This is a genomic window from Rubritalea spongiae, assembly GCF_042652385.1.
GTDB lineage: Bacteria > Verrucomicrobiota > Verrucomicrobiia > Verrucomicrobiales > Akkermansiaceae > Rubritalea > Rubritalea spongiae.
Genome location: NZ_JBHSJM010000001.1, coordinates 1,629,025 through 1,643,187 on the forward strand (window position 1 = coordinate 1,629,025; position 14,163 = coordinate 1,643,187).

The window sequence follows — 14,163 nt, forward strand, 5'->3', positions numbered from 1 at the left end:
TTTAACGGGGGACTACGAAATGCCGATCCCCCTCAACCGACATGCTCAGCTAACTTGTCCTCCGAAGACTTGCCGAAGGAGGAGCCCACCCTCCCTTGCCCGCAATCTCTTAAAACTTATAACACACCTCCTCCGTCGCACACCGCCCATCACCACAGATTACCCAGATTCAAAAAATCAGTCAAATCAGCGTCATCAGTGGTTTACCAATCCCACCCTTCAACTGCCGCTGCTATCACCGCTTCATCATGCCAGAAACCTAAAACAGAATACCGAAAACCTCATACCATCCCGCAGACTTGAATGTGGATATTTTACATATGTTAGTTCAAACAACATATTCTCTCTTTCTGTACAAAGCCTTCAGCACAAGTTAATTTAGATTCAATCTCCACATTGGGAATGGAGATAAATACACAAACAACACCCCAAAAACATGAACAAATTCTCTCAGATAGCCCTCATAACGACAGGCTTAAGCTTAGCATCAGCTCAGGCTGCTACATTGGTTGGTTACGAGCACACAGCAGGATCGACTACACCAGACATTCTTGCCTCGGGCATCACCTCCACTTCAGCATTAGGCGGATCTCTTAACGGCACAATTGCAACTACTATTGATCAACTTTCGGCAGCTGGTGCCAATGGCCTACCAAACAGTGCAGGCCAAACTAGCAACTATTACTTTAGCTACGTTGTTACTGGCTCAAACGTTACCTATGAAAGTCTTGATCTTGCTGAAGCAGCAAAAGTTGGCACTCGAGACTTTCGCTTAGCCTACTCGATCGATGGAGGCTCTGAAGTTGAAATCCAAGGCTGGACTGGTTCACAAGTGCTCGGATCTCAGACTGTAAACAATTACGATTTCGCAGACTTTACTACTTCAGACTCAGTAGAATTCAGAATCTACTGGGGCGGTTCAGCAAACAACAATGGTAACGCTCGCGTATACTCTGATAGTTTCACCCTCAACGGCTCAGTCGCAGTCCCAGAGCCATCCTCCACCGCCCTCCTCGGCCTTGGTGGTCTCGCGCTCATCCTGCGCCGTCGCAAGTAACAACCACTTCATTTTCACAAAAAGGCTCACCGGTCACTCGGTGGGTCTTTTTTAAAGTTCGTCTTGTTCAGACTCCCTGCTTGGACACGATGTGGATATTTTGCATATATTAGTTCAAACAACATATTCACCATTTCTGTACAAAGCCTTCAGATCGAACTAACTTAGAGACAACCACTCCACACAGGGTGTGGAGGTCAATAGATAAACAACACCCCAAAATTATGAGTAATTTCTCTCTCTCAACAATCGCTGTAGCAGGCTTGTGCATGAGCTCGGCTCAAGCTGTCACACTCGCTCTTTATGAATTTACGGATAATGCAATTGAGGAATCACCAACTGACCTCAACGATCTCTCTGTAACTTCCACCGCAACAGGTGTCAGCGCTTCTGATTTCACTAGCCCTGTATTTGACTTTGCTGTTACAACTGCAAATGCCTTCACATCAAATGGCCTTGGTCTCGCAACAGGCACAGACGACAACATGGCTGGAGCGATCACTGCAAATCAATATATGAGCTTCACTATCTCAGCTGATTCCGGCACCATTTCAATGGACACCCTCAGCTTCGATATCGCAAGAGCACAAAGAGGTGCTCAAGATTTCCAAGTAAGAGCTAGCTTCGACGGCTTCACTAACTTTATCGAAGTGAGTGGTTTCCAAAACCAAGCAATCGCTCAGGACACCTTCACCAATTATAGCTTTGATCTTACCGACTCTGGTTTTGACGTCGTAACAAGCGTTGAGTTCCGCATCTACCTCGATGACAGAGCTGGCAATCAGAACAGCTCATCAGGAACATACATTGACAACGTCGTAATCTCAGCAGTCCCAGAGCCATCCTCCACCGCCCTTCTAGGTCTTGGTGGTCTCGCGCTCATCCTGCGTCGCCGTAAGTAACAACGACTTTACTTTCACAAAAAGGCTCATCGATCACTCGGTGGGTCTTTTTTATTTAACCCTCTCAATACCACCCTTCGGCACGGAACTACTCGCATAACTCATAGGTATCATGCACCATGAAACGAAATGTGGATATCCTATATATATTAGTTCAAACAACATATTCTCTGTTTCTTTACACAAAATTCACTGCTCTTTAGTTTAGTCGTCATCTCAACATAGGGAATGGAGATAAAGACAAGAACACTATCCCAAATATATGAATACATTTTCTCTTTCTACACTACTTACTGTAGGATTTAGCATCAGCTCAGCGCACGCGGCCACACTAGCTCTTTACAATTTTGAAAGCTCTACATTAAGCGACTCAGCCTCCGTAACAGACATCACGGCCACTGATTTAAACGTCGTTAGCAACGGATTCACTGTCAACACACTCTTTCACACAGGCGGAAATGCACTGGGCAACGCCTCTCTCGGCGGATCGGAAGCTGAATTTGGGTTTACAACCGCAGGACAATCTGTCGACTTAAGCTTTGATCTCTCTACTTCTGCATCCTACACACTGGACTCCATCAGCTTTCAACACAGAGCAAACAATTCTACCAATGCTTTCGATAGCCATAACCTTTCCGTATCTGATGGCGTTACGACCTTAAATCTCATCATCAACGAGCTGACCAACCCTCTTAACCAATGGAATGAATACAGTGCCAGCCTTCAAGGTACCGCATTTGAAACTCTCGATGCTGGTACGACCCTCACTTTCACAATCCGTCTCGCTGGCAAATCAAGCAATGGCGCTGGAAACAGCTTTTCCGGTATTGACGACATCACTGTCACAAAAGTTCCTGAGCCATCCTCCACTGCTCTTCTCGGCCTAGGTGGCCTAGCTCTTGTACTTCGTCGTCGCCGCTAAATTTCTAAATATAAAATACATTTTCTTTATTGAAATCAAGAGGCTCATCGTTAGTTCGGTGGGCCCTTTTTTTATACAAGCACTCTAGCCATGTGGATAACACATATTCACAAGTGTCTATGACATATGGTAAATTGCTTTACCCCATTAACCATAAAAGGTTTAACTAAAGGGGCTGATCGAATCAATCGACTGGCCTTTTATGTCTCGGAGTCCCCGAAATACACATAATTAAACTTCCAAACATATGAAAATTACAACACTCCTCAGCGCAGGCATCCTCGCCAGCGCAGCAACATCACAAGCGGCAACGCTTCAGTTAAACAGAAGCATCACGATGAACTTTGGTACTGCAGCCTCTGCAAACGCCTTTTCGAGCATCACGATCGCTGATACAGCCACAGAATCCTTCTCAGGCTCGATTCTCGACGATCAAGGAACTTCTCTCAGCACTGGTGGCTCTGCAGACGTTACTTTTTCCGCAACAAATAACAGCGGATTTGCCACAGGTAGAGCGGCAACTAGCAATTCACTTATTGCTAACGAAGCTACTGGTTTTCAATTTGCACCTGGAGCACACATTCTTCTCACGTTTTCCGGCCTCGATGACAGCTTAGCTTATGACCTGACTGGAGGATACGCAGGTAACAACAACTTCGCTACAAACTGGGTAGTAGACGGCCAAACAGAACAGGCAAACAATTACGCCTCATTTACAGACCTAAGAACAGACGGATCTGGAAATTTAGTTATTCGTCTTGATCAAGCTGACCCAAATCCAGGAATTGATACAGCAAACCATATTGTTGTAGGCACACTCACTTTAACGGCTGCTTCAGTTGCAGTTCCAGAGCCATCCTCCACAGCCCTTCTCGGTCTTGGTGGTCTCGCGCTTGTACTTCGCCGTCGTCGCTAAACTTCTAAAAAAGAGATTTTCTTTATCGAAACCAAAAGGCTCACCGTTCACTCGTTGGGCCTTTTTTATGCTCCAATACCATAGATTGATACACACCAATCCCATGCTGAAGCACTTTCCAACTTTCACTTTCATAACTCTAAGCTCCTTACCTGCGATTCAGGCCGAGCCTCTGGTTGCCTATCATTTCACCCAGAGTGAAGTGCCCAGCGTCGTTTCGCCCAGTGTCACAGCCAGCCCGCTCACAGGCAATGGCGGCTTGATAAATGCACAATGGAGTAAGCTTGGCGACAGCAGTGGCTACTACGCGAGTGGAGCATCGCGTGCCGCTACCGCCGTGGGCAGCTGGGGAGACACTAACGAAATGCTGTTTGGCCAAGATCTCAACTACGCCATCACAAAGCAAAACTACCTCAGCTTCACCCTCGAAGCCGCCGTTCCTGGCACTCTCAATCTCAGTCATTTTTCCATCTCCACATCCCGAGCCGGGCAGAAATCGGCCTGTCATTTTACCATCCTGGCTCAGGCCAACGGAGGAACGCAGTGGACTCCCGCCAGTGCCATCACCTCAGACCAGCACACCACCGTCCTACAGACCGACAAAGCATGGCAGCCTACCGGCGTCAATCTCGCTCAAAACCCCGCCTACCAGGGCATCGACTCCGTGGAGTTCCGCATCTACTTCTGGGGAGGCTCAGGACACCCAGCTGGCACCCGCATTAGCGTCGACAACCTGCTCGTCGAAGGCAGCGCTGAGACTGCCAGCGGCTTTGCCGTACTCAATCTCAATGGATCGACTCTCGTTCTCACCCCCTCCCAATCATCCAAGCACTCTAACAAGAAGTAAGCTTTACGAAGCTCCAGCTATCTACTAAAACCTAACAGGTCTACAGCCAACACTCAGCTTTTATCACTATGCGTCATTTTGCAGCACTCATCACCACCGCTTTCCTGTCTTCCCAGCTCACCTCCCTAGCGGATATCCGAGTGGGAGAAACGATTGGTATTGATTTCGACAATGCGGGCAATGGAAAAGGCATCGCTCCTCCAGGAAAGTCTCGATTCAACCATTTTACTGAAGGTAAAGGTATCAAAAATGGAGAGACTCTCACCTACACAAAACCTCTCAGAACCACAAAAGGTCGTCCCCTTAATGGTGTAAGCTTTAGCTTCACCAACAATACAGGCCAGTCCACAAACCGTATAAAAGATCAAGAAGGCCAACCCGGTCCAGGACTCCTCTCTGCACCAAGTATCTCTGGCGACCGAATCCTTTCCAATGACACGCTTGAGATGCCCATCAATAAAGATGGGCACTTCGTCCTGACCTTCTCAGGACTCGACGACACGCTAAGCTACACTCTGACAGGAGGCTATCAAGGTAGTCGACCAAACTTTGACGCTATTTGGTCGGCGGACGGTCAATCCTTTGAATCTCTTTTACAAGCTGGCTATGGCACGCTTACAGGCTTGCGCACAGATGGTCGTGGCACATTAAAGATTATTGTACAGAAACGCACTAAGCACGTCATTCTTGCTGGCCTCACCCTCACCGCTACGATCGCTCCGTATTCAAGTGACAAACATGCAGCTTTGATCAATTTAGGTTCAACTACCCTGTTACTTAACCATACGAAATAAGCCAGTCTACACTCAAGTGAGCGATACTCATTGAGCCGCGGCATAGTCGGCTAGCTCACATGAACCACTATGTTGTCATTCTACTGAATTAAAAATTTCAGTAGAATTGTACTCATACACTTCCACAGTCAGACTGCTCGGCATCCATTGAGTTTTAGCTAGGCAACCTCCAAGTTTCCTCATATCTCAATGTAATCATCCTATCCATGCCGTATCGTATTCTTCTTTCACTCCTCTTAACCTTCTTCTGTTTTACTCCAAGCTTATTGGCTGAAGGCATAGAGAAATCGGTTAAGGAGATGTCCCAAGACGCACTGGAAAAAAGGTTAGAAGATATCGATAAACGGCTAGAAATGATAGCCCGCTATAGCCCGCGCACTGGTGTGGGTGCCATCGGCTATCGCACTCAGATCCAGCCAGTCTCAAATCAAAAAGTGTGGATCCAAGTCGATCTTGGTGAGATAAAAGAAATCGAAGAAATCATCTTAGTCCCCGTACTATGGAGGGACTCCGAGCACGGTTTCCTATCCGACGCCTTTCCTGAAGAATTTACGGTGAGACTAGGAACATCAAAAGAGGATGAGGGACAGGTTGTTGCTAGCTACAACATCAGTGACCGTGTTGCTCCTAGGGTCGCGCCTTTAGTGATTTCAGTCCCTAAGGTGCGCGCTAAATGGGTAAAAATAGAAGTCCACAACCTAGCTCTCTGGAGACGAACTAACAACTACGCTATCCAGCTTTCTGAGATTTTCATTTTTGACGCTATCGAAAACGTGGCTTTGAAAAAACCAGTGTCTACTTCTGGAGGTGAGCTCAACGTACCATCATGGAACAAATCCTTTCTCACTGACGGAACTACCCCCTACCTGATGAACATCCCTCGTGGAAAGGGAACAGTAGCTAGCTCTAGTGCGGCTAAAACCCCTCCTAACAAGCATTTTGAATTCATCATCGACCTAGAGGAAGTACTCCCTATTGACAGATTACATCTACACGCTGTTGAGCAAAGTGACACCGCTCCGCAGTCGTTTGCGGGCGACTTTGGAATCCCACACCACTTTCGCCTAGAAGGTTCCATGACGGCAGACTTTACAGATCCTAAAGTACTACTAGATGTTCAACTCAGATCTATTTTCGAAAAAAGTACGATCATGATGTGGCCATTTCCTGAGCATCGCTGTCGTTTCCTGCGCCTCAGCGTGCTCGAACCATTTGCAACAGAGCTGCAAGACTCCACTATTTATCGCGTTGGCTTTGCCGAAATAGAACTCATCTCAAAAGGCTCTAATGTCGCAAAAGACAAGCAAGTCACCGGCGACTTCCCCTTATCCGATGATAAGCAGACATTCTCACGCTACACGGACGGCCTCAACCTCTACGGCACTATTCTACCTATGCGTGACTGGTTAGGTGAACTCGCTGAACGACACAAACTTGAGCATGAAAGGCCTCTCATCTCGCAAGCGCTTAAATCCCGCTACGCCAGACAAAAACGACTACTTTGGATCACGGCATGGCTCACGGTACTTTTAGGTGCCAGTGTGGCCGTCGTTTTAATTTACACAAAGATGCTTCGTTCGCGTGAAGCAGCAAGGATCCGCGAACGGATAGCTGCAAACTTACACGATGAACTAGGAGCCAACCTGCACGCTATTGGTCTACTCGGAGATATGGCTAAAAGGCTCTCAGACTCACCGAAGCAGCTCAACGCAACTCTCGACCGTATCAGAGGCGTCACCGAGCGCACCGGCACTGCAGCCATCCACTGTGCAAACATGATGGAAGCCGAAGGAATTTGCGAAAACCTTGTCGAAGAAATGAGACGCGACGCCTCACGTATACTCGCAGATCTCAACCACGCAATGAGTATTGAAGGTGAACAAAAACTGAATCAACTCAAACGCCGCACGCGTATCGACTTGATGCTTTTTTACAAAGAATGCCTCATCAACATCATTCGCCACTCAGGGGCTACTGACGTAAAGACTGAGCTCACAGCCACAAACCAAGGCATTTCCCTCATGGTCGAAGACAATGGTCATGGATACGATGGCCAATTATCAAAAGCCCTCCAACGCCGTGCAAAACTTCTCGGAGCCACAGCCTTGATAGAGAAATCCTCCTCGGGTGGTGTACGCATCCGCTTGAATCTTACAAAACGAAAAATTTAGTTATCCAAAATGCCAAAACCTATCAAAATCATGTTGGTGGAAGACAACCTCGAATACCGAGGAGTTCTCGAATTTGCCCTTGAGATGGAAGAAGGCATGGAACTTTGCTCAAGCTACGGCACCGCTGAGATTGCACTACGCAGGCTTTCCCAGTCGGCAGCCATTGACCAACCAGACATCGTCTTGCTCGACTTAAACTTACCCGGAATGAGTGGCCTAGAAGCCCTTCCACAAATGCTTGAGCTTGCACCCGGCAAACAAGTCCTCGTCCTCTCAAACTCAGATCAAGAGGCTGATGTCGTAGCAGCTATCAGTATAGGAGCTGCTGGATACTTACTCAAATCCTCTACAATCGACAGTATCCTCGGTGGCATTCGCTCGATCGCAGCAGGCGGCACCTTACTAGACTCTGCAGTAGCCCAATATATAGTAAGCCAAATCAAACCGAAAACTTCTCCAAGCTACGAAAACGGCACTGACGAAGTATTGTCAGACCGTGAAATCGAGGTTCTCCGACTCCTAGGCGATGGAATGCTCAAAAAGGAAATCGGGGACCGCCTTCAAATCAGCTACTACACCGTCGATGCTCACGTGCGAAACATCTACCGGAAAATGCGTGTACGCAATGCGGCAGAAGCCATTAGCAAGGCTTATGAAATCCGACTATTTTCACTCGAGTAAAACTCGCCCCCACTGTCTATAGCGTAAACTCGCTATAGACCAAAATTACAAATTCGTTTCATATCCCAAACGATATGAAATCAACAATCCTCTCGACTATCGCATGCTTATCCGTAAGCGGCATCGCATCAGCAGCAACCTACATCTGGAACGGCAACGCTAACGACCAAAACTGGTCAAGTGCAGGAAACTGGGACGGCGGCACAGCGCCAGCTCTTTTATCATCTCCGTCTGGAACATACGACACCATCATTTTTGATGGTAGCAACATGCCTACAGCCAACGTACCCGGCTATGCATCTGGCACCAACATCAATTCCTCCAATCTCCAATTCAACAGTGGCGGTACCTTCTCATTTAGCCTGTCAGGCAGCTTCGGTAGCGCACCTATCTCAAACACATCACGCACCTGGCTCACAGTCGGTGACGGTATTGGGACTGCTGGCGACGTAACCGTCAACATGAACGACGCAACCACCCTATACCGCCACAGCAGCAACACTCTCAATTATCTCGTCAATTCCGACGGTGTTTTAAATATTAGCAGCGATCTCAACCTTTATGCTGATAATAATAAACACGTCACATTCACTCTCAATGGAGGCTCGCTCATCTCCACGGGAGCAGTCACTACCTCATTCAACAATGGTGATAACCTCACCGACAGCTACTTCCTCTTCGATGCCGTAGGTAGCTCCTTCACTGCAAACTACGGTGGAGTGTTCACTGATTTCGTAAGCCTCCAAGCTGACACTACCAATAAGCTGCGCACAGCCTCAGGACTCTCACTCGACTTCACAGACAACGGAACCAGCTTTACTGTCACTGCAGTTCCAGAACCTTCCAGCCTCGCACTGCTTGGCCTCGGCAGTCTGAGCCTCCTAACTCGCCGACGTCGCTAAATGACACAACTTCACACCTATGTTCCTAACTCTTGGCCAGCACATTGGCCGAGAGTTTTTTTATGCACAGTGAACGCGCTCCCAACACACCCGCATAGCGTGAACTCGGGATAGACGTCTCGACGAAAGTAGTGCGAGAGTCTGAAACGATCAACTAACACCATTCATAACCACAGCTGCCTACATCACATTTTTTATGTCTATTCGCTTTCTTATTCATTGCTTGTCGGCCATCGCTTTGCTCGCCACCAGCCAGCTCTCACTCTCGGCATCAACAAAAACGGCTATCGATTGGAACGCATTCCTCTCCCGCCACGACATGGTCTGGGATATGGTCCCGAAGCGTTGGGAACTCGCCCCCTATTCAGGAAATGGCAATGTCGGATTTCTTTTCTATCAAGGCACAAAAAAGAATGTGATGTCGATCCATACTGGGCGCCACGATTACTACGACCATCGCTTGCCAGTCGATGGCAAAGAAAACCTATGGATCTACCGCTGCCGCCTCCCATTGGGGCATTTCGAACTAGAATCTAAAGGGGACATTACTGGCGTTGATTTACGCCTCAGCCTCTGGAATGCTGAACTCACAGGAACGGTCACAACAAGCGAAGGTTCCTATGAAATCCACGGCCTTTCACACAGCCAAATGGATGTGATCTATTTTGAAACAGACGCAAGCAACGGCGAGTCAGTCAAAATCACTTGGAAACCTGCAGTCCCTTATTCCTCGGTGCGCAAAACCTTAGATGCCAGCCGTGGACCGAAGGGTGGTAGCTGGGATAGGATGAGAAATGCTCCCTACCCACTCCCACCAGAACCTGTTCTCAGCACCGAACAAGGAATACACTTCTGTCTGCAAGCACTCCACGACCATCGCGGCGAAACCACCACCGGCTGGATGATCGGTGGAGACCCTGCCGCTAAACAAAAAATGCTCGCCAGCGTGCACCACAGTTTCCCTGGGAAAACCGACAGTAAAGCAACAGTGAAATCCTCACTCGAACGCGGCCGCGAGCAAATCAAAAACAACAGCTTCTTCGAGTCTCATCGTCAATGGTGGCACACCTATTACCCGCATAGCTTTCTCACCATCAATGACTCAGAGAAAGAAGCATTCTATTGGATTCAAATGTACAAACTCGGCTCAGCCATGCGTGAAAATGGACCCATTCTCGACCTCATGGGGCCTTGGTACCACGACACCTTTTGGCCAATGGTTTGGGGCGACTTAAATGTACAACTCCAGTACTGGACCCACCTCACTGCCAACCGCCTAGCTGTCGGCGAATCCTTGCCTAATAACTTAGACAAGTATGCCGCAAACCTAGCGAAAAATGTCCCAGAGCGATGGAAAGACAGCGCCGCCATCGCCGCCTGTTTTCCACAAGACTGCTGCGCCTATGACAACGGCAAGGTCCCCGACATGCTGGCCTGGATCATGAACAACTATTGGCTGCACTGCGAATTTGCTGGCGACAGAGAACGGATGCGCGACGGCCTCTTTCCCTTGCTCAAACAAACCGTCAACAGCTACTTGAATTACCTAAAAGAGAATCCGGTAAAATCCGAAGACGGAAAGATTCACATCAAACGCAGTTGGTCACCCGAATACCCTGGAGGTAACGGCCAAGACGTCAACTTCACCATCGCACTGCTGCGTTGGAGCTGCCAGACACTCCTCGATATCAACCAGGAATTCACCCTCAATGACCCCCTCACCACTGAGTGGCAAAACATCGTCGACAATCTCGTCGAATTCCAAATCGATGAAACTGGTCTACGCATCGCCAAAGACATCCCCTTTGATAAACCACACCGCCACTACTCACACTTGCTCGCATTTTATCCCTTAGCAGTGCTCAAACCCGACACTCCAGAAAACGTCGAGCTCTTGACCAAATCATTGGATCACTGGCTCGATACCAGCATCAACGGAGTACAAAAAGACACCGCCATGCCCGTCACTGGCTACACCGCTACAGGAGCCGCCTCCATGTACGCCATGGCTGGAGACCCAGAAAAGGCCTATCACTACCTCGACTTTCTCATCAAACACAAAAACGTCTCTACTACCACCATGTACGCAGAGGGCAACCCAGTCATCGAGAGCCCCCTCTCCTTCGCAACAGCTCTCCACGACATGCTCCTCCAAAGTTGGGATGGCAAAATTCGTGTCTTCAGAGGCACACCAAAAATTTGGGCAGACGTCGCATTCCAAGACTTGCGCACGCAGGGAGCCTTTCTCGTAAGCGCTAAGAAAAAAGCGGGAGCGACGCAGTTTGTCTCCGTTGAAAGTTTAGCGGGTTCTCCCTGCTTTGTCCAAACCGACATCAAAGACCCTAAAATCTACATCGATGGCTCCGAAGCCCCCGTGGACAAGGTGGAGCGCACAGAGGACGGCATGTATACTATCGACCTTAAAAAAGGCCAAACAGTCACCTTCACACCCGTCGACATCACTCAAGCGGACATGCAAATCGCGCCACTCTCCATCAATGAGAAAAACAGCCACTTGTTCGGCCTAAGCGAAAAAACAAAACGCCTCCCAGGTCACCAATTTTACTACAAAAAATAGCTCTATTCCCCCCGCTCTCATGCGCCCGCATCAAGCCTGAAAGAACGCCCTATTTCACTCAGTATCTGAAAGTGCTCTTCACTATGAAAAATAGCATCCTTCTCACCAGCCTTCTCGCTTTAGTTCTGCCACAGCTCGCCCTAGCAAAAGACCTAAAAAACAGCCGCCCCAATATTATTTTGGTAATGACTGATGACCAAGGAATGGGTGACCTTTCCTGCTTAGGAAACCCACTCCTAAAGACACCAAATATCGATAAATTCTACGACCAATCCACGCGTTTCACCGACTTCCACGTCAGCACCGCCTGTGCTCCCACGCGTGCTGCGATCATGAGCGGCCGCCACGAATTTAGAGTAGGCATCACTCACACTATCATGCTCCGCGAACGCATGGATCTCAAGACATTCACCCTACCTCAAGCACTCCAATCTGCTGGCTATGAAACAGGGATTTTCGGCAAATGGCACTTAGGTGACGACGAGGAATACCTACCACACAACCGTGGCTTCAGCGAATCCCTAATCCACGGAGCTGGCGGCATCGGCCAGACCGTCTATGGAGATTTCCCAGCCAACGGCAAGAACACCTACTACGACAGCGTGTTGCTCCACAACAACCAGATCGTACAAACCAAGGGCTACTGCACCGACTTATTTTTTAATGCAGGTCTCAGCTGGATCAAAAAGCAGCATGAGGAAAAGAAACCCTACTTCGCCTACATCTCCACCAATGCCCCCCACACCCCAAACATTGCTCCGAAAAAATACACCAAACGCTTCGAAGAAATGGGCTGGGACGCCAATCCAAAAAATGGCCCCGCGGGACGCTTCGGCATGATCGAAAACATCGATGAGAACTTCGGTAAAATGATGCAGAAACTCGAAGAGTGGGACGCCCTCGAAAACACCCTGATTATTTTCATGACCGACAACGGCATGAGCCACGTGAGCGGTAAAAAAGAGGGGGAAGTCACCCCATTTTACACCGCCGGTCTACGTGGGAAAAAATGCACACCCTACGAGGGCGGCACACGGGTTCCCGCATTTTGGTACTGGAAAGGTGTACTCGACGAAGGAGTCGACATCCCCGCCCTCACCGCCCACATCGACATGTATAAGACCTTCAGCGAGCTAGCTGGCGCCAAACTTCCAGAGCAAATGCAAGAACTCGACGGACGCTCGCTCATGCCCTTACTCGAGGACCCCAAGGAAGAATGGAAAGACCGTGAACTCTTCGTCCACGTCGGTCGCTGGGAACCCAAGCACCCAAAAGCGAAAGACGTAGCCAGTGCTAAATTTGTCAATTGCGCGGTGCGAACTAACCGTTGGCGCTTCGTCAACAACGCCGAACTCTACGACATCTCAGCTGATCCAGGTGAAACTACCGATGTCGCGTCATCCTACCCCGAAGTCGTCGACCAATTGCGTAAATCCTATGACGCCTGGTGGGACAAAACAGTCCCTCTGATGGTGAATGAAGGTCTTTCCGACCTCCGCATTCAGAAAAGTTACCCCCTAGCGGAACGCTATAAAAAACAGCTAGAACAAGGAGCCATCCCAGAATGGGCTCCCGCCAGCTTTTAACTTTCGATACTGAGAAAACGATACGCTCAGACCATAGCCAAAACGTCTTCCTAGGATCTGACCCTACTCGCTTATGGTAAAGGCGGGTTTTCTGAATTCAACATACCGCTCATACCGTAAATGCAAGAGGCTTTAGCTCTCTAATGATTTGAGACTTGTTCCAAGAAAGCGATCCGTGCACTTTCAATAGAAGTCCCCCTTATTGCATGTCGCACAGTTCTCAAAACACCCGTTACTCACTCCTTCGTCGAGCTATTGACCTCAACGACGATCACGCGTGGAATGAACTGAACAAGCATTACGAGCGCTTCATTTACTACATCCTTCACCAGCTCAATGTCAGCAGCAGTGATATCGACGACTTAGCGCAGCAAACATTGATCATCCTCATGCGCGACCTGCCTAAGTACGACCGCGAGCGCGCGCGATTCCGCACATGGCTCAAACAGGTCATCCGCAGCACTGCCCTCATGCATTTCCGCCAACGCGAAAGCCAGCAGGTCAAAATGAATAAATTCGCTGGAGACGCCCAACTCAGCCAGCAGGATCAAACCACCGACATTGATCAATATATCGAAGAAGAATGGGAAACCTACGTCACCAACGTCGCGATGAAGCGGGTCAGAAAAGAATACCGAGGCCAAGCCATCGAGGTCTTTGAATTAGGTCTGCAAGGAATCTCAGCCCAACAAATAGCGCAGCGGACAGGCTTAACCATCTCTTCCGTCTACACCCTGCGCAAGCGCGTCAAACGTAGCCTATTCCTAGAGGTGCAGGCCGTCATTCATGAGCTCGAAGGCTAAATCC

Annotated in this window: 12 protein-coding genes; all 12 read left to right on the forward strand. The window is 48.8% G+C overall.

What is annotated here, in order from left to right; genetic code table 11:
* The first annotated feature begins 436 nt into the window (after window positions 1-436).
* The 12 genes from ACFPK9_RS07420 to ACFPK9_RS07475 all read left to right on the forward strand — a co-directional run bounded on the left by ACFPK9_RS07420 (window position 437) and on the right by ACFPK9_RS07475 (window position 14,159).
* Window positions 437-1,057, forward strand: coding sequence for a PEP-CTERM sorting domain-containing protein (locus ACFPK9_RS07420; RefSeq protein WP_377094207.1), 621 nt, complete (start codon window positions 437-439; stop codon window positions 1,055-1,057).
* Between the two features lie 224 nt (window positions 1,058-1,281).
* Complete coding sequence (locus ACFPK9_RS07425) at window positions 1,282-1,959, forward strand: PEP-CTERM sorting domain-containing protein (RefSeq protein ID WP_377094208.1); 678 nt, start codon at window positions 1,282-1,284, stop codon at window positions 1,957-1,959.
* A gap of 262 nt (window positions 1,960-2,221) precedes the next feature.
* The gene (locus ACFPK9_RS07430; RefSeq protein WP_377094209.1) at window positions 2,222-2,881 is read left to right on the forward strand and encodes a PEP-CTERM sorting domain-containing protein; all 660 of its coding nucleotides are present in this window, start codon (window positions 2,222-2,224) and stop codon (window positions 2,879-2,881) included.
* A gap of 247 nt (window positions 2,882-3,128) precedes the next feature.
* Window positions 3,129-3,797, forward strand: a complete 669-nt coding sequence (locus tag ACFPK9_RS07435) for a PEP-CTERM sorting domain-containing protein (protein ID WP_377094210.1) — start codon at window positions 3,129-3,131, stop codon at window positions 3,795-3,797.
* Between the two features lie 103 nt (window positions 3,798-3,900).
* Window positions 3,901-4,644 carry a hypothetical protein gene (locus ACFPK9_RS07440; RefSeq protein ID WP_377094211.1) on the forward strand — a complete coding sequence of 248 codons (744 nt, stop codon included), beginning with the start codon at window positions 3,901-3,903 and terminating at the stop codon, window positions 4,642-4,644.
* Between the two features lie 68 nt (window positions 4,645-4,712).
* Window positions 4,713-5,438 (forward strand): hypothetical protein, encoded by a 726-nt coding sequence (locus tag ACFPK9_RS07445; protein ID WP_377094212.1) that lies wholly within the window; start codon window positions 4,713-4,715, stop codon window positions 5,436-5,438.
* A 206-nt stretch (window positions 5,439-5,644) separates the two neighbouring features.
* Window positions 5,645-7,609, forward strand: coding sequence for a sensor histidine kinase (locus tag ACFPK9_RS07450; protein ID WP_377094213.1), 1,965 nt, complete (start codon window positions 5,645-5,647; stop codon window positions 7,607-7,609).
* Between the two features lie 9 nt (window positions 7,610-7,618).
* A complete protein-coding gene (locus tag ACFPK9_RS07455; protein ID WP_377094214.1) occupies window positions 7,619-8,290 on the forward strand; it encodes a response regulator in 672 nt (223 codons plus the stop codon).
* Window positions 8,291-8,364: 74 nt separating this feature from the next.
* Window positions 8,365-9,192 (forward strand): PEP-CTERM sorting domain-containing protein, encoded by an 828-nt coding sequence (locus ACFPK9_RS07460; RefSeq protein ID WP_377094215.1) that lies wholly within the window; start codon window positions 8,365-8,367, stop codon window positions 9,190-9,192.
* A 196-nt stretch (window positions 9,193-9,388) separates the two neighbouring features.
* Complete coding sequence (locus tag ACFPK9_RS07465; RefSeq protein ID WP_377094216.1) at window positions 9,389-11,770, forward strand: glycosyl hydrolase family 95 catalytic domain-containing protein; 2,382 nt, start codon at window positions 9,389-9,391, stop codon at window positions 11,768-11,770.
* A gap of 83 nt (window positions 11,771-11,853) precedes the next feature.
* Complete coding sequence (locus ACFPK9_RS07470; RefSeq protein WP_377094217.1) at window positions 11,854-13,356, forward strand: arylsulfatase; 1,503 nt, start codon at window positions 11,854-11,856, stop codon at window positions 13,354-13,356.
* A 206-nt stretch (window positions 13,357-13,562) separates the two neighbouring features.
* Window positions 13,563-14,159 (forward strand): RNA polymerase sigma factor, encoded by a 597-nt coding sequence (locus ACFPK9_RS07475; protein ID WP_377094218.1) that lies wholly within the window; start codon window positions 13,563-13,565, stop codon window positions 14,157-14,159.
* Window positions 14,160-14,163 lie beyond the last annotated feature (4 nt).